Origin of the sequence: Hyphomicrobium zavarzinii ATCC 27496 (genome assembly GCF_000383415.1) — a bacterium.
GTDB lineage: Bacteria > Pseudomonadota > Alphaproteobacteria > Rhizobiales > Hyphomicrobiaceae > Hyphomicrobium_C > Hyphomicrobium_C zavarzinii.
On the sequence record NZ_KB911261.1, the window covers coordinates 23164 to 49518 of the forward strand.

Genomic DNA, 26355 nt, shown 5'->3' on the forward strand with positions numbered 1-26355 from the left:
AACTGCCACAGACCGGGGCGCCCCATCCGCACCCTGCGGATGGGAACAAGAAGCGGTCTTACTGTCTGACGCTGTCGCCTCTGCGGCGCCTCTTCCCGTCTCGCCATGCATCGGACGGGAATTTCGAACGCGCGGGCGCCGTTCTAGCTCGCACTATAGTGTGCACCGGCCCTGTGGTGATGTCGGGCGGGTTTCACACTGTTACGAAGCGTTTCATCTGGACTGCTGAGCCGATGGCAGCCTGACCGTCGCGGCCAATCCGCCTTCCTCGCGTGTTGCCAGAGCAATGCTGCCCCCGTGCGCGCGAATGATATCGCGGGCGATGGTGAGCCCAAGTCCAACGCCGCCCGTCTCGCGATTGCGCGACTGCTCAAGGCGGCGGAACGGCTTGAACGCCAGCTCCACCTGATCGGGCGCGATGCCGGGGCCTCGATCCGCGATGGTGATGACGAACAAATCGGCTTCCCGCGTGAGGCTCACCTCAGCCTCCTTGCCGTACTTGATCGCGTTGTCGATGAGATTGGTGAAGGCCCGGCGGATGGCGGTCGGCTGGCAGATGGCCTGTGCATGATCGGGCCCTTCGTAGCTCGCCACAGCGCCGACGTCGGTGAAGTTGTCGCAAATCGTGATGAGGAGAGCTGCCACATCGAGCGGCTCGGAGCGCTCACCCTTGAGATCGTCTCCGGCGAACGTCAGCGTCGCCGAGATCATCCCTTCCATTTCTGTGACGCCGAGGATCAGCCGTTGCTTGGCTTCGCCCTCGGGCAACTGCTCCGACTCGAGGCGAAGCCGGGTCAACGCAGTCCGCATATCGTGGGAGACCGCAGCCAGGATCTGCGTGCGCTCGTCCACGAAATCCTTGATGCGCACCTGCATCTCGTTCATCGCCTCGCCGATGGCCGCATACTCGCGCAGATGCGCGGTTTCGATGGGCGTCGGCTCACGCTCGGAGCCGAGGCGGCGCGCAGCCGCGACCATCTCGTCGAGCGGGCGCAGGGAGCGCGTGGCGATCCATGCGGAGAGGAAGGCGACCAGCAGAATTGCGCTCGCGGCACTGATCACCATCGGATTGAGAAACTGCCCGAATGGCCACGGGGGCCGCGTCGAGATCTCGAAGTGCCGGCCATCGGATGTCTGGAACGAGATGGCGAACTGGCTCCAGATCGGGATGTCCGGCTCGCCATCCGTCAACGGCCCTTTCGGAAACGAGAACTCGAACTCCGGCGGCACCGTCACGGGCGCGGCATCGGGCGGCGGCCCGTGCGGCTTCATGAAGCTCTGCACCTCGATGCCGCTCACCTTGCCGGCAAGGGCCGCTTGCAACGTGTCCGTCACGCGCTGAAGGGCCGGAAACTCCTTACGCTTGTGCTCCTCGGACTTCTCCGGCTTCTGGCGAAGGGTGAGGCCGGTGCGTTCCTGGAAGCGCTTGGCGACGTCCTGGTAAGACTCTTGCGGCGAAGCGGTGAGGTCTCCCACAACCTTCTGCGTTTCCGCCACGATCCAGCGGGCGCTGTAGATCTTGGGCGTGGGGCGCGGCAGGAGAAAGAAGATCGCCGAATTCAACGCCTGAATAGCGAGCATCGCGCCGAGCATGGTGAGCGCGATGCGTGTTCCCAGCCGAACCGAGCCAAGACGCGCGAGATTGTTCGGCTTCATCGCTCGGCTCCCGGCGCGCTCGTCGTCACCTTCGCGGAGAAAATGTAGCCTCCGCTGCGCACGGTCTTTATGAAAGCGGGCTGCTGCGGGTCCGCCTCGATCTTGCGCCTCAGCCGGCTGATCTGCACGTCGATGCTGCGGTCGAAGGCTGATGTCGCCCGCCCACGCGCGAGGTCGAGGAGCTGGTCGCGGCTCAGCACATATTGCGGCCGCTCGACGAAGACGACGAGAAGATCGAACTCTCCCGAGGTGAGATCGACAAGGGCGTTCTCCGGATTGCGGAGCACGCGACGGACCGTGTCGAGCATCCAGCCTTCGAAGAAGTAGGTGGACGACTGTGAGCCGGGGCTCCGCGCGGGACGCTCGCCGGTGCGGCGAAGGATGGCACGGATGCGGGCCAGCAGCTCGCGCGGGTTGAAGGGCTTGCAGATATAGTCGTCTGCCCCGAGCTCGAGGCCGATGATGCGATCCGTCTCTCCCGACATGGCGGTGAGCAGCACGATGGGAATCTCGCGCGTCTCGCGCAGGCGGCGGCACAGCGTCAGGCCGTCTTCGCCCGGCATCATGATGTCGAGCACGATCAGGTCGAACTTGCCCGCATCGAGGGCGCTCCACATGGCCTCGCCGCCCGGCGCCTGCGTGACGCGCAGGCCGTTCGTGGTCAGGAACCGGCTCAGGCTGGAGCGGATCTGCTGATCATCGTCGACGATGAGAATGTGAGGCGTGGCGTTCAAGTGTTGTCCGTTACCCGGCGGATCGCGACCCGAGGAGGACGATAAGGCGGAGTCGCGTGGCCCGCCAAGCCGCGATCTTGTAACAGTCCATTACATCCAGAGATTGCCGTTTATTGGCCGACGGTTGCGAGCAGCGCCTGCACTGTCGCACCCAGGCCGGCCACGCCCGCGGTGATCATCGCCGCCGAAGGCCGATAGGTGAGCGCGAGCACTGCCAGAAGCGCCCCCACGGACAGTGGGCCTGCCCAGAGCGTGCTTCCGATCGGGGCACCATAGGCGTTCACGAGCACCCAATAAGCCAACGCGAGCACCCCGAGCGCGCCTGCGCGCAAAAGGCTACGCGGCGGCGCACGACGTGTTGCGCCGATGCACCGGAGCTTCCGGCAGCCTCTAAGTATTTTCAGCGACGAGCCGATACCCGATACCTGGCTCCGTCACGATCAGGTCAGCAGCCTGCGCGCCTTCGAGCTTCTGGCGCAGCTGACCAATGAAAACGCGGAGATATTGCAGATCCTCGGTATGAGCGGGACCCCAGACCGCCGTCAGGATCTGGCGGTGGGTGACGATGCGGCCTGCGTTGCGCACGAGGATCGCCAGCAGCTCGAACTCCTTCGGCGTGAGCTTGACGGGCACGCGGTCAATCGCAACCTGATGGGCCGCGATATCGACGGTGAGCGCCCCCGACGAGAAGCGCGTCTCCTGGCCCTTGCTCTGGGCGGCGTGGCGAATGGCCGTGCGCAGACGCGCTGTCAATTCGCCGATGCCGAAGGGCTTGTTGATGTAATCGTCGGCGCCGATGTCGAGGGCCGCGATCTTCTCCGCCTCCCGGTCGCGGGCAGACAGAACGATGACAGGCGTCTTGGACCACGTGCGCAACTCGCGGATCACGTCCTTGCCGTCCATGTCCGGCAGACCGAGGTCGAGCAGAATGAGATCCGGCGAGGCGTTCGCTGCGAGTTTCAGCGCGTCCCGCCCCGCCTCCGCCGTGATGACCTCATAGCCGGCTGCTGTCAGGCTCGGCTTCAGGAAGCGCAAGATCTGTGGCTCGTCATCGACGACGAGGACGCGTGTGCCGCTCATCCTTCTTTTCTCCGAGGCTCGTCGGCAGGGATCGGGAGATGTACCACGATGCGCGTGCCCCTGTCGTTCGCAACCGGGCTTTCTGCGCGGATCGTGCCCCCCATGCCTTTCACGAGGCCAGCACAAATGGAGAGCCCTAGGCCCGTGCCCGGCGCACGCCCGTCGCTTCCCGCCACGCGATAGAACTTGTCGAACACCTTCGTCAGCGCATCCTGGGGAATGCCGATCCCCTCGTCCGTGACCCTGATCTCGACATGGCCGGGTGCGAAGTCGGCGGAGACGCGCGTGATCGATTGCGGCTCGCTGTATTTATTGGCGTTGTCGATCAGGTTGTAGAGAACCTGCTCCAGAAGCACAGCATCGCCGCGAATGAGCGGCAGGTTCTTCACGACCGTGACAGAGACCTTGCGGGCGGGCACCGCCTTGGCCGCACGGGCTACGGCGCCGTGGATGGCATCGCCGACATCGACCCAGTCGCGGCGAATGTCGAGCGCTCCGGCTTCGAGCTTCGTCATGTCGAGCAGGTTGCCGACGAACGCGGACAAGCGCGCGGCCTCCTCCTCGATGGTCGCCAGCAGATCCGCACGATCGCGCTTCGGCATCTGATCGCCGAGCTGGCGCAGGCTCGTCACCGAGCCGACGATGGAGGCCAGGGGGGTGCGCAGATCGTGGGAGATCGACGACAGCAGCGCCGCCCGGAGGCGTTCGGACTCCGCCGCCGTCTCCGCCTTTGCAGCCTGCTCGACCAGGATCGTGCGCTCGATAGCGAGCGCCGACTGATCTATGAACGATTGCAGCACGTGCTCCGTCATGGAGGGCAGCGCCTCCTCCTCGCCGCCAGGGTCGATGCCGATAACGCCGACCGCACCTTTGCTCGACATGAGTGGGCGGAACTGGAACTGCGCGGACGGGAGCGTTCCGGTCATCTTGCCGGCCGGCTCGCCACGCTCGTGGCTCCAGCGGGCCGCCGTCCAGTCGGAGGTCGAAAGCTGGTCCTCGGGCGGCCAGCCGCCGCGTATCTCGAGGCCCTGCTCTCCCTCGAGCAGGATGATGGAGCGCCCTTTGATCACGGCCGAGGATTGCGCCGCGAGCAGCCACAGGATGTCATCGAGGCGTGCCGTGCCGGAGAGTTTTCTCGAAAAGTCGTAGAGCGCTTGGGTCGATTCCGCGCGCTCGCGGATCGAGGTCGCATATTCCCGAAGGCGACCCGCGAGCCCGCCGGTGACGCCCGCCACGATCAGGAAGATGAGGAGCGAGAACAGCTCATAAGGTTCCGAGATCGTGAAAGTGTGACGCGGCTCGATGAAAAAGAAGTTGTAGGCCAGAAACGACAGTCCCGCCGCGCCCACGGCCGGCAGCACGCCGAGGCGCAGGGCGCAGAGCAGAACGGCGAACAGAAACACCATCGACAGGTTCGGCAGCGTCGTGATCTTTTCGAGGCCGAGCCCGATCGCAGTCGCAATAGAGACCGCCGCCACGACGGAAGCAGTTGTAGACAGCGCGACGTGAGGCTTCGGCCATTTGATCCACGGCTCCCTCGGGGCTTCGCTCTCCTGGGCAAGCACGGTGATCGAAAGATCGCGCGCCCGGGAGACGAGCTGATCGGAGAGCGATCGCCCGAGCCATTCCCCGACCTGCCCGGCGCGCGAGCGGCCGATGACGATCTGCGTGATGTTGTTGCGGCGCGCGTACCCGAGGATCTCGTCGGCGACGTCCTTCGCGTTGAGACGCGCCGTGGTGGCGCCCAGCCGCTCGGCGAGGCGGAGCGCCTTCTCGACCCTGCGCTCCTCGCTTCTGGTGACCGAAGCGCGATCGAGGCGCTTCAGATTTACGGCAACCCAATCGGACTTGAGGGCGGCGGCCATGCGCGCGGCAGCCCGCACCACGGCTTCGGACCGCTCGTCACCGCCCACGCAGACCAGCAGGCGCTCCGCCGTCGGCCACGGGCCTTCGATGCCCTGGCGGCGAAGCTGCTTGATCATCTGCTCGTCGACGCGATCCGCGGTGCGGCGGAGCGCAAGCTCGCGGAGGGCCGTCAGATTGCTTGCTTTGAAGAACTGGTCCACCGCGCGGCGTGCGTTGTCCGGCAGATAGACCTTCCCCTCCTTCAGCCGCTTGATCAGCTCCTCGGGCGGCAGATCGACGACGACGATCTCGTCGGCCTTTTCGAGCACCTTGTCGGGAACCGTCTCGCGCACGGCGACGCCCGTGATCCGCTCGACGACGTCGGTCAAGCTTTCGAGATGCTGGATGTTGAGCGTGGTCCAGACGTCGATGCCCGCCTGCAGGATCTCCTCCACGTCCTGATAGCGCTTGGTGTGAAGAAGGCCGGGGGCATTGGTGTGGGCGAACTCGTCGACCAGAAGAAGATCGGGACGGCGGGCAAGCGCCGCGTCGACGTCGAACTCCATCAGCGTGCGCTTGCGATACGGCACCACGCGCCGCGCCAGAACCTCTAGCCCTTCGAGCTGGGCGGCGGTTTCCGCGCGGCCGTGGGTTTCCACGACGCCGACCACCACATCAACCCCTTCACCCTTGAGCGCGCGGCCGGCCGCGAGCATGGCGTAGGTCTTGCCCACGCCGGGCGCCATGCCGAGAAACACCTTGAGCTTGCCGCGGGATTCACTCCGGGCAAGCTCGAGAAGCTCTTTCGGCGACGGGCGGCGTTCGCCGGTTGCGCGCGTGTCGTTGCTCATGCTCTATCCGGTTCCCGACGCCAGCGCGGCGTCAAGCGCAATATTCAGGAGAAGCACATTAACGCGCGGCTCGCCGACCACTCCGGCGAGGGGCTCCTCCGCGGCACCGGCCAGGATCTCCCGGATACGGGCGGGCGGCACGCCGCGGGCCTTGGCGACCCGCTCAACCTGGAGCGCCGCGTAGTCCGGGGAAATGTGGGGATCGAGGCCGCTCGCGGAGGCCGTGACGGCATCCGCCGGTACGCTTGCCCCGTTAGGGACGGCGAGAGCCGGAATTGCCGCCTCCACGCGCGCAACGAGCTTGGCCGACGTGGGGCCCAAGTTCGAGCCCGACGAAGCGCTGGCGTCGTATCCGTCGCTTCCAGCAGCCGAGGGGCGCCCATGGAAATAGCCGTCGCCCGTGAAGAGCTGGCCGACCAGCGACGAGCCGACCACGGCGCCGTCGCGGGTGAGCAGGCTGCCGTTCGCTTGCGCGGGAAGGAGAACCTGAGACAGGCCAGTGATGGCCAGCGGGTAGACGACGCCGGTCAGGACAGTCAAAGCCGCAACCATGACCAGGGCGGGGCGCAGGTGTGTAAACATGTGACGTCTCCTCAAGCCAAGCCCAGCGCCGAGACGCCGAGATCGACGATCTTGATACCGATGAAGGGCGCGACGAGACCGCCGAGGCCGTAGATCAGAAGGTTGCGGCGGAGCAGTGCGGCGGCGCCCACCGCCCGATAGGGCACGCCTTTGAGGGCGAGCGGTATCAGGGCGACGATGATGAGTGCGTTGAAAATTACGGCCGACAGGATGGCGCTCTCGGGCGTCGCGAGTCCCATGACATTGAGGGTCCCGAGCTCGGGATAGGTCGCGACGAACAGCGCGGGAATGATCGCAAAATACTTCGCGACATCGTTGGCGATCGAGAAGGTGGTGAGTGATCCTCGCGTCATCAACAGCTGCTTGCCGATCTCGGTGATCTCGATGAGCTTGGTGGGGTTGCTGTCCAGGTCCACCATGTTCCCGGCTTCACGTGCGGCCTGGGTTCCGCTCTGCATGGCCACGCCGACATCGGCCTGCGCGAGCGCGGGCGCATCGTTGGTGCCGTCACCGCACATGGCAATCAGACGGCCTTTCCCCTGCTCCGTGCGGATGTAGGCCAGCTTGTCCTGCGGTGTCGCTTCGGCCAGGAAATCGTCGACACCCGCCTCGGATGCAATGGCGGCGGCCGTCACGGGGTTGTCGCCCGTCACCATAACCGTCTTGATGCCCATGGCGCGCATGGCGGCAAAGCGCTCCTTGATGTCGGGCTTCACCACATCTTTGAGGTGGATGACGCCGAGTAAGCGATGCCCCTCGGAGACGGCGAGCGGCGTGCCGCCCGACTGAGCGATCTCATCCACCGCCTTGCGGAATGCGGGAGACGCGGATTCGATCAGCACGCCTGCGAAGGCGAGGATCGCATCCACCGCGCCCTTGCGGATCGAGCGTCCGCCGCAATCTATGCCCGAGATCCGCGTCTGGGCCGAGAACGGAATAGCTTTTGCGGAGGCTTCCTCATGGCTCGGCTCGGGCGCACTGTAATGCCCCCTGGCGAGTGCGACGATGGAGCGGCCTTCCGGTGTCTCGTCGGCCAAGGAGGCGAGGAATGCGGCCTCCGCCAGCTCGCGCTCCGAAACGCCGGGCACGGGGATGAACGCCGTCGCCAAGCGATTGCCGAAGGTGATGGTGCCGGTCTTGTCGATCAGCAAGGTGTCGACATCGCCCGCGGCCTCGACCGCGCGGCCGGATGTTGCGACCACGTTGAAGCGGATCAGCCGATCCATGCCCGCGATGCCGATCGCGGACAGCAAGCCGCCGATCGTCGTCGGGATTAGCGTGACGAGAAGCGCCACCAGCACGGTCAGCGACAGCACGGTTCCGGAATATCCCGCAAGCCCCCACAGCGTGGCGACCGTGACAAGGAAGATCAGCGTCATGCCGGAGAGCAGGATGGAAAGAGCCAGCTCGTTGGGAGTCTTCTGACGCTCGGCGCCTTCGACAAGCGCGATCATGCGATCAAGGAAGGACGATCCGGACGTCGCGGTGACGCGTACCTTGATCCAATCCGAGAGAACGACCGTGCCGCCGGTCACGGCCGAGCGATCGCCGCCCGACTCGCGGATCACGGGGGCGGACTCACCGGTAATTGCGGATTCGTTCACCGACGCGATGCCTTCGATCACCTCGCCATCGGCGGGGATCGTGTCTCCCGCCTCGACCAGCACGACATCGCCCACCTCCACGTCGAGCGCGGGTTTCGGCTCCCACAGCTCGTCCTCCGGATCGTCCGGATGGAGGAGAACCTTCGCCGTCGTATCGCTGCGCGAGCGGCGGAGCGCATCGGCCTGCGCCTTGCCGCGCCCCTCCGCAACGGCCTCTGCGAAGTTCGCGAACAGGACGGTGAACCACAGCCACGCGGCGATCTGGCCGGTGAAGGCGACGCCGCCCTCTCCGGTTGCGAGGTCACGCACGAAGATCGTGGTCGCGAGGGCTGCCACCACGCCGGTCACGAACATCACAGGGTTCCGAACCAGCTTCTGCGGTGCGAGCTTCTTGACCGCGCCGAAGGCGGCCTCCTCGAGGATAGCCCGATCAAACAGGGCAATTGACGATGTCTTGCTCATGAGACGCCCTCCTTCAGAACGTCTTGCCGGATTGCATCAGGAAATGCTCGACGACTGGCCCCAGCGCGAGCGAGGGGAAATACTGCAATCCGCCGAGGATCAGGATTACGCCCACCAGAAGACCGACGAAGAGGCCGCCGTGGGTCGGGAACGTGCCGGCGGACGGCGCGATCTTGCGCTTGGCGGCCAGAGATCCCGCAATCGCCATCACCGGGACGACGTAGGCGAAGCGTCCGAGCAGCATGGCGAGGCCAAGCGTGGTATTGTACCAGGGCGTATTGGCGTTGAGGCCTGCGAAGGCCGAGCCGTTGTTGCCCGCGGCCGAGCTGTAGGCATAGAGAATCTCCGACAGGCCATGCGGGCCCGCGTTCGCGAGGCTCTCGAGGGCGCTCGGCATCACGGCGGAGGCCGCCGCAAAGCCGAGGATCGCGAACGGCAGGATCAGCAGTGCCAGGATCGCGAGCTTCATCTCGCGTGCCTCGATCTTCTTGCCGAGATATTCCGGCGTGCGGCCGACCATGAGGCCCGCGACAAAAACGGCGAGGATCGCCATTACGATCATGCCGTAGAGGCCGGAGCCGACGCCGCCGGGCAGGATCTCGCCAAGCTGCATCAAGAACATCGGGGCGAGGCCGCCCAGCGGCGTCAACGAGTCGTGCATGGCGTTGACGGCGCCGCAGGACAGGCCGGTGGTGGCTGCGATGTAAAGGGCGGTGAGGGCCTGGCCGAAGCGTATTTCCTTGCCTTCCAGATTGCCGGCGGACGCATCGATCCCGAGCTTGGCGAGGATGGGGTTGCCTGCGGCCTCCGCCCCGTAGACCAAGGCTACGGCTGCGACCAGCAGAATACCCATCGCGGCGAGCAGCGCGTGCCCCTGGCGCGCATCCCCAACCATGCGGCCGAAGGCGAACGTCATGGCGGCCGAGACGACGAGCATGCTCCAGATCGAGAGCATGTTCGACCAAGCGTTGGGGTTCTCGAAGGGATGAGCCGCGTTGGCGTTGAAGAAGCCGCCGCCATTGGTGCCGAGCTGCTTGATGGCCTCCTGGCTGGCGACCGGCCCCAATGAAAGTGTCTGCTTGGCGCCTTCCAGTGTCGTCACGCCGGTGCTCGCGAGAAGCGTCTGCGGCACGCCGGACATCACATAGGCGAGCGCCACGACGATCGAGAGCGGCAGCAGGACATAGAGCGTCGCGCGCGTCATATCGACCCAGAAGTTGCCGATGGTCGCGCTTCCGCTGCGGGCAAAGGCGCGGGTCACGGCCGCGGCGAGCGCGATGCCGGTCGCCGCGGAGACGAAGTTCTGTACGGTGAGACCGGCCATCTGCACGATGTGCGCCATGGTCGTCTCGCCAGCGTAGGACTGCCAGTTGGTGTTGGTGACGAAGCTCAAGGCGGTGTTGAAGGCGAGGTCGGGGGGGACGCCTGCGAAGCCTTGTGGATTGAGAGGCAGGCTCGCCTGCAAGCGCATCAACACATAGAGGACCAGGAAGCCGGCCGCGCTGAAGGCCAGCATGGCCAGCGTATAGGCCAGCCAGCCCTGCTCCTTCCCGGCATCGATGCCAGCTGCAGAATAGAGCCGCCGTTCGAGCGGGCGGAGCACGGGCGCCAGCAGGGTTCTCTCACCCTGAAGAACCCGGGCCATGTAGAGGCCGAGCGGCCGTGCCGCGATGAGAACAGCGCCGAGCACCAGCGCTATCTCGAGCCAACCATCGAGTGTCATGTCATCATTCTCCCGAGCCTAGAACTTCTCGGGGCGGAGAAGCGTGTAGACGAGATAGGCGGCAAGGCCGATGGCGACGGCCAGTCCGATAAGTGGATCGCTCATGGCAGCCTCACAGGCGGTCGCAGAGGACGGCATAGGCGCCGATCAGCGCGAAGCCGCCCAGGCCGAGGGCAAGAAACAGAAGATCGAGCATGGGGCTCCTCCGGAGTTGTTCGGAAGGAACATCGGGGGCTCTGCATCAATTCTCGATCCGGAATTTTGGTTGCGCGTATAAAGACGATGTAAAGACGGTCCGGCCGCGCAGCTCCGGGAGGAAAATTCGTGGCGGAACCGGCACTTGCACCACAACGGCGGGCCTGCAGACTTTTGGAGCCAAACGCATTTTTTCGAAGTTCGAGCCCTTTCTCTCCCGTTGGGCGCTCACGCCCGATGGCGATCCGATCGTCACGCGCGGCGCCCGCCTTCTGCCGGTACGTCATCTGGGCGAGGCCGCCATGCTCAAGATCGCCCTCGATCACGACGAGGAGGTGGGCGGCCTCGTGATGGCGTGGTGGGATGGCCAGGGCGCTGCCCGCGTGCTCGCGCTCGAGGGCAATGCCATCCTGCTCGAACGGGCCGAGGGGACCCGCTCGCTCTCCGACTACGCGCGCGACGGGCGCGACGATGAGGCAACGCGCATTCTCTGCGATGCCATCGGACGGCTCCACGCGCCGCGTGCCGCGCCACCGCCCGGTCTCGTTCCGTTGCCCGTCTGGTTCAATGCGCTTGAGCCCGCATCACAGGCGCACGGAGGCATCCTGAAGCAGTCTGCCGAGGTCGCGTGCCTGCTGCTTGCCGATCCCCGGGACGGCGTGGTGCTGCACGGCGACATCCACCACGACAATGTGCTGGACTTCGGGAAGCGCGGATGGCTTGCCATCGATCCCAAACGGATCCACGGCGAGCGCGGCTTCGACTACGCCAACCTTTTCTGCAACCCGGATGTGGAAAGCCCGGTGCATCGGGTGGCTGTTCTGCCGGATCGCTTCGCAAGCCGTCTTGCAATCGTGTGCCAGCAGGCGGGGCTGGATCGGCGCCGGCTCCTGCAGTGGATCGTGGCGTGGGCGGGCCTCTCGGCCGCCTGGTACATCGAGGACGGCGAGACCCCAGCGGTCGATTTCGAGATCGCGCGCCTTGCGCTCGCAGAGCTGGATCTCGGATGAGCTTCCCGTGAACACGACATCGCCCCCGGAGGCTTCCGCGTCCGAGGGCGATCTTGCCTTGACGAGCCGCGAAATCAGGCGGCGCGGACAGTAGCCAGGAAGCGGCCGACCTCTGCGCGCAGCTTCTCGGACTGCTGCGAAAGATCCGTCGCGGCCAGCAGCACCTGTCCGGACGCAACGCTCGAGCTCTCGGCCGCCTGGTTCACGCCCGTGATGTTGCTGGTGACCTCGGTCGTTCCTTTCGCGGCCTCGTGCACGTTGCGTGCGATCTCCTCCGTGGCAGCCCCCTGCTCCGTGACGGCTGCGGCGATGGCGGATGCGATGCCGTTCATTTCCTCCACCGTCTTGCTGATGACGAGGATGCTGCCGGCCGCGTGCTCCGTCGAAGCCTGAACGGTGCTGATCTGGGACGCGATTTCGGCGGTGGCCTTCGTGGTCTGGTCCGCGAGGGCCTTGACCTCCTGGGCAACGACGGAAAAGCCCTTCCCGGCCTCTCCAGCGCGCGCCGCCTCGATCGTGGCGTTGAGAGCGAGCAGATTGGTCTGACGCGCGATGTTGTTGATCATCTCGACGATTGTGCCGATCTTGCGCGCGCCTTCCGAAAGCTCCAGGACCTGGGCGTTAGTCTGGCGCGCTTCCTGTGCGGCCTTCTCGGCAATTCTCGTCGACTGATCGACCTGGCGGCTGATCTCGCGGACTGATCCCGACAGCTCTTCCGCCGCGCTCGCGACCCCGTGCACGTTGGATGCGGCCTGCTCGGACGCGGCTGCGACGACCGTCGACTGCGTCGACGTCTGGGCAGAGGACGCGGAGAGCGACTGTGCCGCTGCCTGCAACTCGGTTGCCGCGTCGGACACCGCATTCACAACAGTGCCCACAGCGCTCTCGAAGTTGTCGGCAAGCTCCAGCACGGCGCGGCGGCGCTCGGCCTCGGCCTTCGCCTTCTGCTCCACGGCCTCGGCTTCGAGCTCGCGGGTGCGGATCATGTTGTCCTTGAAGACCTGCACGGCGGCAGCCATTCCGCCGATTTCGTCTCCGCGCGACCTGCCCGGGATCTCGACCGAGGTATCACCTTGGGCAAGAACACCCATGGTGCTCGTCATCTTGCGGATCGGGGGAACGATGGAGGCGCTGGTGAAGTAGGCGACGAGGCCCGCGCCGCCAAGCCCCAGCGCCAGGAGCGCCCACTGAAGCGTGCTGAGGAACGACATGCCGCTCGTGGCAGCCTCGGTATCCTCCGCAAGGAGCTTCTGCTGGTTGCCCTTGAGGCCGCCGCGGCGAACGCCGTCTTCCTGCCTCGTGCCGACCAGGATATCCAGGATCTTACCGGCTCTCGGCGCGGCCTCGGCGGCAAGAATGTGCACCGGGCGGTTCCATTCGGGAGATTCACGAACGGCAATAATGCGGGCCGGCAGCGGCGCGAAGCTGGCATAGGCCGCGACGAACGCCTCGTAGGACGCTTTCTGTGTCTCCGAGAGCATGTGCTTCTGGGGCGCAAAGGCTTCCAAAGCCCGGTTGAAGACGCCGAAGAAGCGTTGGAACTCCGCCTTCGCGGAGGCGTCACCGGAGAGAAGGAACGTGCGGAGCTGCGCGGCGGAGGCCGCCAGATTGCCGCGCACATCGGCCATGCTCTTCAGCAGGCGCTTGCGCTCGGGGGTGGCTTCGAGGTTCTCCTCCTCATCGATCATTTTCGTTATTTCGGCGAGCATCGCGCTCATGCGGGGGGCTGCTTCCTCGACGAGAAGCTTCGTCGCGGGAAACGCGTCGCTTGTGAAAGCTACATTTTCGGCGCTCTCCTGGGCCGTTCTAAACTCCTCCAAAAGCGCCTTCACCTCGGCCCATTTTGCCTTGTTTTCCGCATTCGTGAAACGCTCGGCATAGGTATCGAAATTGCTCGATGCTTTTCCAAGCGCTTTCCACGCAGTCGCGCGCTCCGCCTTCATCTTCTCGTCGCCGGTCAGCAGGTATCCGCGCAGGGTCGCAAGTGTGGCGCTTACGTCGCTTTCGAGCTCCGTGCTGATCAAGGCCACCGGCACGCGAAGCCCCGTCATACGGTCGAAGGATGTCGAAAGGCCGGAAACCGTCCAGATTGTCGCCCCCACGGCGACAGCCATAACACCGGCCACGAGCGAGAACCCGGCTGTAAGCCGGCTACCGATCGAGACTTTCTGAAAAAGTTGGATTGCGTGCATGACAGGCGTTCCCCTCTTATGAAGTTCGAATGCCTAAAATTTGCGCACGCCGCTCAATTTTGATTTAATTCCAATCCTTATTTGACACGCATACGTTTTGCGTCGAAAGCGTTTTGAAATTTTCTAATCAACCTAATTTTTCTTTTCTATTGTGCAACGCAAAAGCGTTGCCTTTGCAATTTCAAAAACCTGTTTTCTAAAGTCAGTGCTCACCTCATCGTCCACGCGGCGATCCGCCATCGAACGTGCGCCCGCAGAGCATCGGAGATTGGGGCTGGATGAGCTCATGCGCAGGCGCGCCGAATTCGCTATTCTCCAATCGCCGCCACCTGCTCGATCCGCCTCAAGGAGCCGCCCATGACACCGCGCCCACCACTTCCTCCCTTCACGGCCGAAACAGCTGCCCAGAAGGCGCGTATGGCAGAGGACGCCTGGAACACGCGTGATCCCAATCGCGTCGCTGGCGCCTACACACCGGATAGCCAATGGCGCAATCGCGCCGAGTTTCCGCAGGGCCGCGACGAGATCATCGCCTTTCTCACGCGGAAGTGGGCCCGCGAGCTGGACTACCGGCTGATCAAGGAGGTGTGGACCTTCGGCGGCAACCGCATTGCCGTGCGGTTCGCCTACGAATGGCACGACGACAGCGGCCAGTGGTTCCGCTCCTACGGCAACGAGAACTGGGAGTTCGACGAAGCCGGCCTGATGCGCCGCCGCTTTGCCAGCATCAACGACAAGCCGATCATGGAGAGCGAGCGCAAATATCATTGGCCGCTGGGTCCGCGGCCTGCCGACCATCCGGGGCTTTCGGATCTCGGGCTCTAGACGGAGAGCGCGGACGCGCGCTCAGCTCGCGATGTCGAGCGGCGCCTTGATGCGCGGTGCCGGCCCCCTGTCGAAGTCGAAGTTTTCGAGCACCTGGGGGCGGCCCAGAAGGTAGCCTTGCAGGTGATCGCATCCGGCGAGAGCGGCGATAATGCGCTGCTGCTCGGTCTCGATCCCCTCGGCCGTCGTCTTGATGCCAAGCGATTTTGCGAGCGACACCACTGCGACGAAGATCGAGCGGGCCCTGAGGTCGGTTGCGAGGTCGTTCACGAACGAGCGGTCTATCTTGATGCGGCCGATCGGCAAGCTCCTGAGGCAGCTCAAGGCAGACTGGCCGACGCCGAAATCGTCGATCGCAACCGAGACGCCAAGCTCGCGCAGCTCTTCCAGGACGCGGCAGGCGTTGGTCTCGTTGTCGAGGATCGCCGTCTCGGTGACCTCGAGCTCGAGGCGCCCCGGCGGAAGCGCTGTGCGTTCAAGGATCTGCGCCACCCGCGCCACGAAATCACGATCCGAAACCTGCACTCGTGAAAGATTGACGGAGATCTTGATACCAGCCGGCAGGCTGGCGGCATCCCGGCAGGCCTTTTCCAGCACCCAATCACCGATCTCGACGATGAGACCGTTGTGCTCGGCGAGCGGAATGAATTCCGCGGGCGAGATGACGCCAAGCTCGGGATGGTGCCAGCGGACAAGCGCCTCGAGGGCGGCGATGTCACCCGACGAGCCTGCTGTGATCGGCTGGTAGACGATGTGGAATTCCTGCTCGTCGATGGCGCGGCGCAGCTCGCTTTCCAGGCGGCGTGCCGAGCAGGCGCCCGCATCGGCTGCCGCATCGAAGAAGGCGAATTTTCCGCGTCCGCTGCGTTTGGCCTTGTAGAGCGCGACATCGGCCGCTTTCAGGATCTCGTCGGTCGTCGTGCCGTCCTCGGGCGGCCGCGCGATGCCGATGCTCATGCCGACACGGGTCAGCTTGCCTTCCAGCACGACCGGCTGCCTCACGACGTCGAGAATGCGCCGGGCGACGGCCGATGCATCGCACGGCTGATCGCCGTCTCGCAGAAGCAGGGCAAATTCATCGCCGCCCAGACGAGCGATCGTATCATCCTCGCGGACGCAGGAGCGAAGCCGGTCGGCAACCACTCGCAACAGGCCATCTCCGGCTGCGTGCCCGAGGTTGTCGTTGACGGACTTGAAGTAGTCGATGTCGAGCAGCATGACGACGGCCTGCTTGCCGGTTTTGGCGCTCTCGAGCGCTTCGTCGATGCGCTCGACCAGCAGGCGGCGGTTCGGCAAGCCGGTCAAAACGTCGTGCAGGGTGCGGTGGAGCAGCTCGGTCTCCGCCTGCTTTTCGGCGGTGAAATCCGTATACGTGCAGATGACGCCCCCGTCGGGCAGGACGCGCTGGTTGATGCGCACGAAGCGCCCGCCAACGAGGTGCTGTTCGGTGTCGCTGTCGATGTCCAGCTCGATGGTCGATCCCTCTTCGGGAACCGCTCCGGCACTCCGGCAGATGTCGAGCAGATCGATCAGCGACGTACCGGGCGGCGCCTGGTATTTGGTCAGGCCGTAGATCTCCAGGAATTGACTGTTGCGCACGACGACACGGGCGTCGCGGTCGAACAGGCATACGCCCTGGGACATGGCATCGAGGGCCGTATCCAATTGCTCGCGCCGCTCCGAGGCCAGCCTGGACACTCTCTCCAGCTCCCCCTTGAGCCGATCCCGCTCGGCAATTTCCGCCGCGACGAGGAGAGACGTCAGCACGCTCACGAAACTGAAGAGCTGCACCACCCAAATGCCGGTGCTCGTGCTCTGCTCATTCATCAAGGAAACCGGTCCCCAACCCTGGTAGGTGCACGTCAGGGACACGACCGTGAGCCATAGCGTCGCCATGGCCGCATAGCGGGAGCCCAGGCGAAACGCGATCAGAACGGAAATAGGAACGAGCGTGAAAAGGAGCGGCACCGACGACTGGAGAAACACGGTGAGCGAAGCGACCGTGAGTAGAAGAAAGTGGCGAAGCACGCTCTCGGAAGAGGGAACGACGCTGTACGGATTTGGCTTCGCGTTCAGAAGCACGATGGTCGGGGTGACGATCAGAAGACCCAGACTGTCCGAGAGGTACCAAGTAGTCCAGGCCTCGGCGAACGGAGCGCCGAATATCAGCATCGCAGCCGCCGCACCGAAAGCGGCAGGCAGGATCGGCGCGGCCAGGCAAACGGCCACGAACTTGATCACGCTCCAGACCTCGGTCAGCTCGACATGCCGCCCGCAAGCGCGGTGCACAAGGTAGAAGGCAAGGACGCATTCAGTGGGGCCGACGCTGGCGAAGGTCAGCACCGTGGCCAACTGGTCTCCGTTGAGCGTCAGGGCTGTGGCGTTCGCCAAAAAGCAGGCCGCCACGAGGATGTAGCGCGAAACCGGTCTCGGACAGGTGAGAAGCGCTGCCAGCAAAATGCCGTTAGCCGGCCAGATGGCCGCGACGTAGGTCGAGTTGCGCGTCAGACTGATGGCCAAATAGACAGCGACACCATACGCAACCGCTGTCCCTACGATGAGAGGGGCATCGCGATGCGTTCTGGCTCGTTCAATGCTGTCTGTCAGCGCCGTAAAATAACGGGCTTGTTCCATGGCATGTCGTCCGAGGCATTAGCGCGAACGAGCATAATCAGCAAAACTCTAATAAAATCTTCTATTTGCCGTCTTTTTGTGCGTATCCGTATCATGCACGAGAATTTTGCGCCGCAAAAGGCGCGACACACACCAGAAGGGGACGGCGGACCTTACTCGGCGGCCGCCGCGCTCAGAGCCGCGGCAATGTCCTCCCTCGGGCGGCCAACGCTGATGTAGCGGAAACCGTGCCGCGCGATCTGCTCGCGCCGGTAGACATTTCGGAGATCGACAAGGAGGGGCTCGCGCATCACGCCCTTCAAGCGGGGAAAATCGAGCGCGCGGAACGCATCCCACTCCGTCACGAGAACGAGGGCGTCGGCGCCCTCGGCAATGGAATAGGGGTCAGAGCCGAACGTCACGCCGGATAGGTAGTCCTTCGCGGCCTCCATGCCTTCGGGATCGAACGCACGAATGATCGCGCCGTTGTCCTGCAGCCCCTGAATAATGGAGATCGCGGGGCTCTCGCGCATGTCGTCGGTGTTGGGCTTGAACGTCAATCCCAGGATCGCGATGGTTTTGCCGCGCATGTCGGTGCCGATGGCGCGCGCGACCTTGCGGGACATGGCGCGCTTGCGCTGATCGTTGATTGCGACCGTCGTCTCGATCAGGCGCAGCGGGCTTCCGTAGTCCTGCGCGGTCTTGACGAGCGCGAGCGTATCCTTGGGGAAGCACGAGCCGCCGTAGCCGGGGCCTGCGTGCAAGAACTTCGAGCCGATGCGCTTGTCGAGACCGATGCCGTGAGCGACGTCCTGAACGTTGCTGCCGACGGCCTCGCAGAGATCCGCCATCTCGTTGATGAAGGTGATCTTCATGGCGAGGTACGCGTTCGCCGCGTACTTGATCAGCTCCGAGGTGCGGCGCGCCGTGAACATGAGCGGCGCCTGATTGAGATAGAGCGGGCGATAGACTTCCGTCATCACCGCGCGGGCGCGCTCGTCCTCGATACCGACCACAATGCGATCGGGGCGCTTGAAGTCCTCGATCGCGGCGCCTTCGCGCAGGAATTCGGGGTTGGAGACCACGGCCACATCGGCCTCGGGATTGGCCTCGCGGATGATGCGCTCCACCTCGTCGCCGGTGCCCACGGGAACGGTCGACTTGGTGATGACGACGGTGAAGCCCTGGACGTTGGCGGCGATCTCGCGCGCGACCGCATAGACGTAGGAGAGATCGGCATGGCCGTCACCGCGACGCGAGGGGGTGCCGACGGCGATGAACACCGCGTCGGCCTTCTTCACCGGCTCCTTGAGGTCGGTGGTGAAGACCAGCCGCTTGGCCTGGCAGTTCCGGGCGACGATCTGGTCGAGGCCGGGCTCATAGATCGGCATGATGCCGTCTTGCAGCGCCTTGACCTTGTCGTCGTTGCTGTCGATGCAGGTGACCTCGTGGCCGAAATCGGCGAGGCAGGCGCCGGAGACAAGTCCCACATATCCCGAGCCAACGACGGCTATGCGCATTTTCGAGCCCTTCTGATTGAGACGCCGCCGCGCAATTCGGGCTGGTCCGTCTCCAAGGTGTCATGCTCCGTTTCTTGCATTTTCCGGCGCGGAACGGTCCTGGATTCGTCGAAAAATGCTTAAGAGTCACAGGTGTTCCGAGGACCGGAACACCCGTGTCGGCCGAGGGACGCTATCCGCCCAGCATGACGCTTTTCTGAAAGCGGGCGCAACGCTCCCAAAAACAAAAAAGGAGCGCTTCGAGGCGCTCCTTTGAATTGCATAACCCGCTCAAGCAGCTAGAAATTGTGCTTCACGGAGCCACGGATCGTCAGATCCTCTGCCGGCTGCTCCGGCTCGTTCTGCGGCTTGCTGTCGTTCGCGCCGTACAGCAGCTCGAGGCCAAAATCCATCTTCGGGAGAACGCCGAGCTTACCGAGGCCCGGAATGCGGACTTCCGTACCTGCGCTTTCGCCCTCGACCTTGGGAACGGAGAAGTTAAGATCCTTGCCGGCCGGCGCAGTCGCCTGGGGCTCGGACGGGGCAGGTGTCACCGGAGCGCCACCCTGCTCCTGGAAGGCAAGGGTCGAGCTGCTGACGAGCGCCAGCGCCAATCCCGTTGCGATATACCCAACCAACTTCATCGAATTCCCCGCAGTGCCGCTCTCTTCTGACTCGTGAAGATGAGGCTTCAGACCGCCCGTGACAAGAATGTTCGAGCGTAGTTAAGCGGCGATGAACGTTTCCCGATCCAGGTGTGGTTGCTCTGCAATGTGGCGCTGCGGTCACAGCGTCTTAGGATCGCCAAGCGTCTTTTGATTACCCTTGCAAGGGCTTGAGTTCGCCACATTTTCCCCTGCCCCCGGCGAAGCGGACGCTATTTCGCGGCTGCACATTCGGGCGTCACAGGTTTTCCACACTTGTCCACCGGCAACGGGTTCGAGCCGGGTGTTCGCCCCATGAAAAAGGGCCGCCCTCAGGGCAGCCCTTCCCATGTTTTCACGCGCCGAGCGACTTAGAACTGGATGCGCGCGCCCGTCATCAGCACATCGAAATCCTCGAGCTCGGTCTTGGCCGCGCCCTTGGTCAGATGCACGTCGCCTTCGGCCTGCCGGTAGATCACGTAGAGATCCATGGCGGCGTTATCGATGCTCTGGATGACGCCCGCGGCCCAGAAGTTGAGGTCGGAGCTGGAAGCCTTGGCGGAGATGCCGACGTCGTCGTGACGGTACTCGCCGAAGAATGTGGTCTTGCCGATCGCAACGAGCTTGCTCTCGATACCACCCTGCACGAACCAAGTGTTGCTCTCGTCATCCTCACCCGCCTGCGAGGCCTTGAGGTCAATCGAGTCGGCGCCGTAGCCTGCGTAGACGTAGATGCCGGTGGGCGCATGCTGGATGGTGCCCGCCACGCCCCACCACTGGCAATCACCCGTGCCGACCGCGCAACGGCCCTTGTTGGTGACCGGGTCCGTGCTCTCACCGTAACCGGCCTTGGCGGTGAGCTTGAAGTCGCCGACCTCACCCTTGTAGGTCAGCGCCATGTCCCACATGTCGTCCTCGCCCCAGGCGGCCGTCAGAACGAAGCCGGCGATGGTGGGCGAGTCGTAGCGAACGACGTTGCGGCGGCCGCTCTGGCCGGGGGTCGCACCGTTGAAGCCACCCATCATATCAGTCCACTTGTTGCCCGTGTTGACCTCCTTGAAGGAAGCCAGGGCAACGGCGGCGGCCTCGGCGTCGGCGTAGTTGCGCGTGACCGTCGTATTCGCGTCGTCCAGCAAGTGATAGGTGGCCGTGCCGTCGAGGCCGACGGTGAACTTGCCGAGATCCTTGCTCTTGATGAACCAGTTGCTCTTACGGACCAGGAGGCCGTTGGTGACGCCGTTGTCCTTGCCGTCGTCGGTGCTCGCGTCAACACCCTTGTAAGCCGAGCCCCAGACGCCGATCTCGATCACATAGCCGGCCGACCAGCCGTCGGTGATCTTGGCTTCGCCCGCGAACTTGAAGCGAGACTGCTCGAGCGAGTTCGTCGCGACGTAGACATTGCTCTCGCGCCCGTCGTCCCAGAAGAACACGGCCTCGTTGACCCAGCCCGAGATGGTCAGGCTGACCTTGCGGTTGCCCTTGCGTGCCGTGGTGGCCTCAAGCTCGGCAATCCGCTCTTCCAGATCCGCGCAGCAGTTGCCGCCAAGATCGGCGGCCTGGACCGCGGATGCCCCCCAAACGAGACAGCTCGCGGCGACCGCCGCCAAGCTGCCCGTTACCTTCGTCGTCTTCGTCATAACGAATTCCCCAACCTAAGTACTGCCCAAAACGAAAATACCTAGGTAGCTCTACGGGAGCAGTATGAGACTTTTGTAACAACAGGCCCTTCCGGCTGTCACAAACGAGCTTATACCCCTCGGTAGTTGCCCTTACGCAACAAACGGCCGTGCAAGGCCCCGGAAAACGCAAGAAGGGGCCACCTCGCGGTGACCCCTTCAGTTATCCCTGCCTCGGCTTGCGCGAGACTAGAACTTGATGATGCCGCCAGCGGTGACGACGTCCAGATCTTCCAGGTTGAGATCGGTGACAGCGCCGCCGTTACCCGAGGAGCCGGCCTTGGTGGTGACGTCGGCCTCGTAGTGACGGTAGTACAGGTAGAGCTGCATGGCTGCCGCATCGAGACCCTGCACCACGCCCAGGGTGTAGGACGTGAGTTCGGTGCCGAGGATGCGCGAGGTGCCGACGCCGTCCACCAGAACCTGGCGGCGAGCGTTCGAGCCACCCTCGTTCTCGTAGTACTGACCGAAGATGGTGGTCTTGCCGAGATCGAAGAACTTCTTCTCGATGCCGGCCTCGAGCGACCAGAAGGTGCTCTCGTCATCGGCGCCGGTGACGCCCACGAAGCGGTTCGAACGCAGAATGAGCTCGTCGGTGGCGGTGCCGCCAGCGGCGTTCAGGAAGAGGCCGGTCGGCTCATGCACGATGCTGATAGAGCCGCCGAACTGGTTGCACTCGGCATCCTTGCCGGTTCTTCCAACGACCTGCGAGGTCTGAGCCGAGCATTCGAAGCCAACGGCACCGGCGCTGGACTTCTGCTCGCTGTTCTCGCCGTAGGCGATGCCTGCAGCGACCTTCAGGTTGGCGAACTCGCCCTTATAGCGCAGGCCGATTTCCCAAGTGTCGTCCTCGCCCCAGCTCGCAGTACCGTGGAAGCCCGCGATTTCCGGGGTGTCGTACTTGACGAGGTTGTGGCGGCGGCCTTCACCCGGCTGATCGCCGTAGTCGCGGATCAGGCGGCGCCACGTGAAGAACGGGTTGCCCGTGCCGGCGTCGAGAAGGATGTTGCCGTTAGCCTGGCGCAGACCGAGGCCGAGACCGGTATCCTCCTGATCCGAGAATTTGGCGATCGACGAGGTCTGCGTCTGGTTGATTTCCGTGATGCTCTCGCTGGCGCCGCCAGTCTGGCCGACCGAGACCTTACCGTAGGTCTTGCTGCCGATGTGCCAGTAGCTGTGACGGAGATCGAGGCCAGCGTCGACATCATCCTCGTCCTGCGTGAAGCGCTTGGAGCTCGCCGAGCGGATGCCGATCTCGATGACGTAACCGGCCTTCCAGTCGCCCGTGATCTTCGCGTCGCCCTTGAAGCCGATGCGCGTGCGCGAGTTGTCGTTGGTGACCTGGTAGGCGTTGCTCTCGAAGCCGTCGTCCCAGTACATCACCGCCTCGTTCACCTGACCGTACATGGTCAGCGAAACCTTGCGGTTGCCCTTACGCGCGGTGGTTGCTTCCAGCTCGGCAATGCGCTCCTCGAGATCCGCGCAGCAATTGCCCCCGAGATCGGCAGCTTGGGCGGACGCACCCCCCAGCAGCAGATAGCCTGCCGCTGCGAGCAGCGACAGCCGTCCTGCCGACACCATGAAACCCCCAGTCATGCCCAACTCCTCATAAATTTCGCCGCGCCTCATCTCTCAGGCACGAACTTCCGATCTTTGACCCTCCCCACGAAACGGACCTGGGCGAGCAATCTCCACTTGCCCAACCGCTGTGGACGGGCGGAGATAAACTCAAACTTTCCAATGGCGTAAGCGCAAAAGCCTTTGTGACAGTTTCACTACGAAGGCCCAGTGCCGGGCTCGCACCCGCCGGGTTTTTTACCTCGGTATTTTCGTGACACTTTTATTGCGGCATAAGGTTTTGCGCGGACACGGGATTGATTGTCATCATCGACATCGCGCCCAAAATGTAAGGTCGATGGTCGGTATTCTCGGGCTAGGAGAGGTCGGATGAGGCGGCGTGTTACAGCGGCAGTCGTTGGCGGCGGACCGGCCGGAATCGCCACCGCGCTTTCGCTCGGAAGAGCCGGTGCCGACGTGGTGCTCGCGGCGCCTCCCCACCGCACGGAGGGCCAGGCGCCGGACAATCGCACCGCGGCACTGTTCGCGGGCTCCATCGAGCTTCTGAAGAACGTCGGCGCCTGGGAGACCATCGCACCCCAGAGCGCGCCAATCACCGGCATCCGCATCATCGACGACACGGGCGCGCTGCTACGGGCCCCCGAGGTTGTGTTCACGGCATCCGAGGTGGGGCTCGATGTCTTCGGGTGGAATGTCCCGAACGGAGCGCTCGTCTCGGGTCTGCTGGCGGCTGCGGCGCAGCCCGGCAGCCGGGTCGCCCTCCATGCCACCCAAGGCGTGGCGACGGTGACGCCGGGCGCCGAGACCATCTCCCTCACGACGCGGGAGGGCGATGAATTCGACGCCGCGCTGGTCGCGGGCGCCGACGGACGCAACTCGCTCTGCCGGACAGCCGCTGGCATCGAGACGCGAACGTGGCGCTATGAGCAGGCCGCAATCGCCACCTCGTTTCATCACACGCGGCCTCACCGCAGTATCTCGACGGAGTTCCACCGGCCGGCCGGTCCGTTCACGACGGTGCCGCTCCCCGGTTTGCGGTCGAGCCTCGTCTGGGTCGAGCGGCCGGACGAAGCCCAGCGCCTCGCTGCGCTCTCGGAAGCGGACTTCCGCGCAATCCTGGAGGAGCGCCTGCAGGGCCTCCTCGGAACCGTGGGCGAGATTGGACCTCGCGCCGTCTTCCCGCTCTCCGGCCTCACCGCGGAACGCTTCGGCCTCAACCGCGTGGCGCTGGTCGGGGAAGCGGGGCATGTCATCCCGCCGATTGGCGCGCAGGGGCTCAACCTCGGCTTCCGCGATGCCGCGACGCTCGCCGATTGCGTAGCGGATGCGCTCGCCCAAGGGCGCGATCCCGGCGGTGCCGCCACGCTGGACGCCTATAGCGCCCGGCGAAAACCGGATGTGTCGTCTCGCATCACCACGATCGACGTGCTGAACCGTTCGCTGATCTCGGATCTGGTGCCGGTTCATCTCGCGCGCGGACTTGGCATCGTCGCGCTGAAGGCGCTCGGCCCGCTCCGCCGCTTCGCCATCCGCGAAGGGCTCCAGCCCTCACGCGAGCTTCCGGCTTTGCTGTTGCCGGATGGCGCGAGGCTGCTCGCCCAACGCGCATCACCTTCCCATCATTCCGCCGCTTGACGCGCTCCGCGCCAATTGGCACCCAGTCTAGGATACGCCCAGCGCGCTCCTTGGAGCCAAGCTTTTCAGGACCTTGATGTCTTCCAACCGCATCAGCTTCGGCCGCGATCTTCAGTTTCGCCTCGAATACGCCCTCCTCCGTCTCATCGTGGGACTGGTGAGGCTGTTGCCGCTCGAGACCGCGACCGCCCTCTCGGCCAAGGCGTGGCGGGTGCTGGCGCCCCGCATCAATCCCAAGCGCCACAAGCGGGCGCTTGCGAACCTCGCCATTGCGTTTCCCGACATGCCGGACGCGGAGCGCCAGCGAATTTGCATGGCGCATTGGGAAAACCTAGGCCGCGTGATGGCGGAGACGATGCAGATCGACCGTATCATCCAGGATCCCGCGCGCATCCGCATCGCTTCGGAACGCCTCTTCAGCCGCTACAAGAACAAGCTCGGGCCCGCCATCGGCGTGTCGCTGCACATGGGCAACTGGGAGCTTTCGATCTGGCCGTTCGTGGAAGCGCGTGCCAATCCGGCCGCGGTCTATCGCTCGGTCAACAATCCCTACATCGACCGCTACCTCCGCTGGCAGCGCCGCAATCTCTATCCCGGCGGATTGTTCGGGCGCGGCAAGGTCGAGGGCGAGCACGGCGACGACCAGAAGACCGCACGCATCCTCACCGACTTCGTCCGCAATGGCGGGCGCCTCGGCCTCGTGTGCGATCTCTACGACAGGACGGGGCTTCCGGTCCCCTTCTTCGGCCATGACGCGAAAACACAGGCGATCGGCGCCATGATCGCGCGGCGCGTGGGCAGCCGCGTGTGGATGTCGTGCTGCAAGCGCATCGGCACCTCCTCCAGGTTCGAGATCGAGATCAAGGAGCTGCGCGTCCCGCGCACCAAGAACATCGGCGAGGATGTCCGCTGGATCATGGTGGAGATGCAAAAGCAGTTCGAGATCTGGGTGCGCGAAGCCCCCGAGCAGTGGATGTGGTCCAACCGCCGCTGGAGCTGAGGCCGCGGGCTGCCGCCGCCCCAGGGCATCACGGGATCATTGGTAACCCTCACCGGAATACTCGGCACTCCACCTCGCGCTTCATCACAAGGCCGTGTCGCCGCGGCAAAGCCGATTGCCCCCTCGCCCCGCCCAGCCTCTAATGGCCGCCCTGTATCGTACACCAGCGGGCTCGGCAGACAGCGACAGTGCGGCGGCATCTTCAAACGATCACGGCGATCGCGCTTCTCTGCGGATCGCCTCAGGCCCTTGCGGCCGACGACAAAAAGCCGTCGTGCGTGGACGACGCCATGCTGGTGTTCGACGCATCGGGATCGATGGCCGCCACGGACTTCCCCGACGGCGCGCCCTCGCGCATGGATCGCGTGCGCCAGGCGCTCGTCAAAGTCCTGCCCGCCGCCTCGCGCGCGCGGAGGCTCGGCCTCGTGGTCTACGGGCCGGGGCGGAATTTCGACACCTGCAAGAACGTGGATCTGCGGCTTGCGCCTTCGCCGAACGCGGGCGAGCGCATCATGAAGGAGATCGACAAACTGCGTCCGCAGGGGCGCACCGCGTTGACGACCTCGGTGCGGCAGGCCGCGGCCCTGCTCCAGCACGGCAACAAGCCCGCAGTGATCGTTGCGCTCACAGACGGCGAAGACACTTGCGGGGGTGACGCGTGCGCGCTGGCGCGCGAACTCAAATTGCAGCATCCCTCGATTACCGTGCACGTTATCGGATGGAGGCTCAAGCCGATGACAGGCCCGGCACCGGCGTTCATCGAGCGTTGCCTCGCAGACGAGACCGGGGGCATCTATGCGACGGCCGACACGACCGACCAGCTCGCCTCCGCTCTTTCGGAGACGCTCGGATGCCCGGCGACGGCCTCCGTCGCGCCAGCTTCACGCCTGCGCTAAGACGTCCACTAGGTCGTTAACCTTTCGTAAACCGTTTCCGGCAAGAGTTCCTTAA

Annotated in this window: 20 protein-coding genes; 5 read left to right on the forward strand and 15 right to left on the reverse strand. The window is 64.5% G+C overall.

Annotated features, from left to right (window positions below):
* Positions 1-213 precede the first annotated feature (213 nt).
* The 9 genes from F812_RS25675 to kdpF form a co-directional block, all read right to left on the reverse strand.
* Positions 214-1656, reverse strand: coding sequence for an ATP-binding protein (locus F812_RS25675; protein WP_020087321.1), 1443 nt, complete (start codon positions 1654-1656; stop codon positions 214-216).
* Positions 1653-2390 (reverse strand): response regulator, encoded by a 738-nt coding sequence (locus F812_RS0117665; RefSeq protein ID WP_020087322.1) that lies wholly within the window; start codon positions 2388-2390, stop codon positions 1653-1655. Before F812_RS0117665 ends, F812_RS25675 begins: the two co-directional genes overlap by 4 nt.
* 110 nt (positions 2391-2500) lie before the next feature.
* Positions 2501-2806 (reverse strand): DUF3325 family protein, encoded by a 306-nt coding sequence (locus F812_RS24485; RefSeq protein WP_083929243.1) that lies wholly within the window; start codon positions 2804-2806, stop codon positions 2501-2503.
* The gene (locus F812_RS0117675) at positions 2781-3470 is read right to left on the reverse strand and encodes a response regulator (protein WP_020087324.1); all 690 of its coding nucleotides are present in this window, start codon (positions 3468-3470) and stop codon (positions 2781-2783) included. The genes F812_RS24485 and F812_RS0117675 overlap by 26 nt, the downstream gene beginning before the upstream one ends.
* Positions 3467-6166, reverse strand: coding sequence for a sensor histidine kinase (locus F812_RS0117680; RefSeq protein ID WP_020087325.1), 2700 nt, complete (start codon positions 6164-6166; stop codon positions 3467-3469). Before F812_RS0117680 ends, F812_RS0117675 begins: the two co-directional genes overlap by 4 nt.
* 3 nt (positions 6167-6169) lie before the next feature.
* The gene (kdpC, locus tag F812_RS0117685) at positions 6170-6748 is read right to left on the reverse strand and encodes a potassium-transporting ATPase subunit KdpC (protein ID WP_020087326.1); all 579 of its coding nucleotides are present in this window, start codon (positions 6746-6748) and stop codon (positions 6170-6172) included.
* Between the two features lie 11 nt (positions 6749-6759).
* Entirely contained in the window at positions 6760-8814 is a 2055-nt protein-coding gene (gene kdpB, locus F812_RS0117690) for a potassium-transporting ATPase subunit KdpB (RefSeq protein ID WP_020087327.1), read from the reverse strand.
* 13 nt (positions 8815-8827) lie between these two features.
* The gene (gene kdpA, locus F812_RS0117695; protein WP_020087328.1) at positions 8828-10537 is read right to left on the reverse strand and encodes a potassium-transporting ATPase subunit KdpA; all 1710 of its coding nucleotides are present in this window, start codon (positions 10535-10537) and stop codon (positions 8828-8830) included.
* 18 nt (positions 10538-10555) lie between these two features.
* Positions 10556-10675: a K(+)-transporting ATPase subunit F gene (kdpF, locus tag F812_RS26160; protein ID WP_083929244.1), complete on the reverse strand. Its 120-nt coding sequence runs from the start codon at positions 10673-10675 to the stop codon at positions 10556-10558.
* A 56-nt stretch (positions 10676-10731) separates the two neighbouring features.
* On the opposite strand from kdpF, the gene F812_RS0117710 reads away from it, so the two are divergent.
* The gene (locus tag F812_RS0117710; RefSeq protein ID WP_020087329.1) at positions 10732-11742 is read left to right on the forward strand and encodes an aminoglycoside phosphotransferase family protein; all 1011 of its coding nucleotides are present in this window, start codon (positions 10732-10734) and stop codon (positions 11740-11742) included.
* A 74-nt stretch (positions 11743-11816) separates the two neighbouring features.
* Here the strand turns inward: F812_RS0117710 and F812_RS0117715 are convergent, their stop codons facing one another.
* Positions 11817-13934 (reverse strand): HAMP domain-containing methyl-accepting chemotaxis protein, encoded by a 2118-nt coding sequence (locus F812_RS0117715; protein WP_020087330.1) that lies wholly within the window; start codon positions 13932-13934, stop codon positions 11817-11819.
* A gap of 357 nt (positions 13935-14291) precedes the next feature.
* Between F812_RS0117715 and F812_RS0117720 the strand changes: the two genes are divergently transcribed.
* Positions 14292-14759 (forward strand): nuclear transport factor 2 family protein, encoded by a 468-nt coding sequence (locus tag F812_RS0117720; RefSeq protein WP_026868237.1) that lies wholly within the window; start codon positions 14292-14294, stop codon positions 14757-14759.
* 21 nt (positions 14760-14780) lie between these two features.
* Here F812_RS0117720 and F812_RS25680 read toward each other — a convergent pair whose 3' ends face one another.
* The 5 genes from F812_RS25680 to F812_RS0117745 all read right to left on the reverse strand — a co-directional run bounded on the left by F812_RS25680 (position 14781) and on the right by F812_RS0117745 (position 22787).
* A complete protein-coding gene (locus tag F812_RS25680; protein WP_083929245.1) occupies positions 14781-17393 on the reverse strand; it encodes a bifunctional diguanylate cyclase/phosphodiesterase in 2613 nt (870 codons plus the stop codon).
* Positions 17394-17545: 152 nt separating this feature from the next.
* Positions 17546-18928 (reverse strand): UDP-glucose dehydrogenase family protein, encoded by a 1383-nt coding sequence (locus tag F812_RS24495; protein ID WP_333780425.1) that lies wholly within the window; start codon positions 18926-18928, stop codon positions 17546-17548.
* A gap of 242 nt (positions 18929-19170) precedes the next feature.
* A complete protein-coding gene (locus F812_RS0117735) occupies positions 19171-19515 on the reverse strand; it encodes a hypothetical protein (RefSeq protein WP_020087333.1) in 345 nt (114 codons plus the stop codon).
* Positions 19516-19886: 371 nt separating this feature from the next.
* A complete protein-coding gene (locus F812_RS0117740; RefSeq protein ID WP_020087334.1) occupies positions 19887-21152 on the reverse strand; it encodes a porin in 1266 nt (421 codons plus the stop codon).
* A gap of 228 nt (positions 21153-21380) precedes the next feature.
* Complete coding sequence (locus tag F812_RS0117745) at positions 21381-22787, reverse strand: porin (RefSeq protein WP_026868238.1); 1407 nt, start codon at positions 22785-22787, stop codon at positions 21381-21383.
* A gap of 351 nt (positions 22788-23138) precedes the next feature.
* Here F812_RS0117745 and F812_RS24500 point away from each other — a divergent pair, with 351 nt between their 5' ends.
* The 3 genes from F812_RS24500 (at position 23139) to F812_RS24505 (ending at position 26300) form a co-directional block, all read left to right on the forward strand.
* Positions 23139-24404 (forward strand): UbiH/UbiF family hydroxylase, encoded by a 1266-nt coding sequence (locus F812_RS24500; RefSeq protein ID WP_020087336.1) that lies wholly within the window; start codon positions 23139-23141, stop codon positions 24402-24404.
* A gap of 76 nt (positions 24405-24480) precedes the next feature.
* Positions 24481-25404, forward strand: a complete 924-nt coding sequence (locus F812_RS0117755; protein WP_020087337.1) for a lysophospholipid acyltransferase family protein — start codon at positions 24481-24483, stop codon at positions 25402-25404.
* A gap of 188 nt (positions 25405-25592) precedes the next feature.
* A complete protein-coding gene (locus F812_RS24505; RefSeq protein WP_020087338.1) occupies positions 25593-26300 on the forward strand; it encodes a vWA domain-containing protein in 708 nt (235 codons plus the stop codon).
* Positions 26301-26355 lie beyond the last annotated feature (55 nt).

Bases quoted from the DNA above. Each gene is read 5' to 3' on its own strand.
- F812_RS25675 (WP_020087321.1), bottom strand. From the start codon at position 1,656: ATGAAGCCGAACAATCTCGCGCGTCTTGGCTCGGTTCGGCTGGGAACA.
- F812_RS0117675 (WP_020087324.1), bottom strand. From the start codon at position 3,470: ATGAGCGGCACACGCGTCCTCGTCGTCGATGACGAGCCACAGATCTTG.
- F812_RS0117680 (WP_020087325.1), bottom strand. From the start codon at position 6,166: ATGAGCAACGACACGCGCGCAACCGGCGAACGCCGCCCGTCGCCGAAA.
- kdpC (WP_020087326.1), bottom strand. From the start codon at position 6,748: ATGTTTACACACCTGCGCCCCGCCCTGGTCATGGTTGCGGCTTTGACT.
- kdpB (WP_020087327.1), bottom strand. From the start codon at position 8,814: ATGAGCAAGACATCGTCAATTGCCCTGTTTGATCGGGCTATCCTCGAG.
- kdpA (WP_020087328.1), bottom strand. From the start codon at position 10,537: ATGACACTCGATGGTTGGCTCGAGATAGCGCTGGTGCTCGGCGCTGTT.
- kdpF (WP_083929244.1), bottom strand. From the start codon at position 10,675: ATGCCGTCCTCTGCGACCGCCTGTGAGGCTGCCATGAGCGATCCACTT.
- F812_RS0117710 (WP_020087329.1), top strand. From the start codon at position 10,732: ATGGGGCTCCTCCGGAGTTGTTCGGAAGGAACATCGGGGGCTCTGCAT.
- F812_RS0117715 (WP_020087330.1), bottom strand. From the start codon at position 13,934: ATGCACGCAATCCAACTTTTTCAGAAAGTCTCGATCGGTAGCCGGCTT.
- F812_RS0117720 (WP_026868237.1), top strand. From the start codon at position 14,292: ATGACACCGCGCCCACCACTTCCTCCCTTCACGGCCGAAACAGCTGCC.
- F812_RS25680 (WP_083929245.1), bottom strand. From the start codon at position 17,393: ATGGAACAAGCCCGTTATTTTACGGCGCTGACAGACAGCATTGAACGA.
- F812_RS0117735 (WP_020087333.1), bottom strand. From the start codon at position 19,515: ATGAAGTTGGTTGGGTATATCGCAACGGGATTGGCGCTGGCGCTCGTC.
- F812_RS0117740 (WP_020087334.1), bottom strand. From the start codon at position 21,152: ATGACGAAGACGACGAAGGTAACGGGCAGCTTGGCGGCGGTCGCCGCG.
- F812_RS0117745 (WP_026868238.1), bottom strand. From the start codon at position 22,787: ATGACTGGGGGTTTCATGGTGTCGGCAGGACGGCTGTCGCTGCTCGCA.
- F812_RS24500 (WP_020087336.1), top strand. From the start codon at position 23,139: ATGAGGCGGCGTGTTACAGCGGCAGTCGTTGGCGGCGGACCGGCCGGA.
- F812_RS0117755 (WP_020087337.1), top strand. From the start codon at position 24,481: ATGTCTTCCAACCGCATCAGCTTCGGCCGCGATCTTCAGTTTCGCCTC.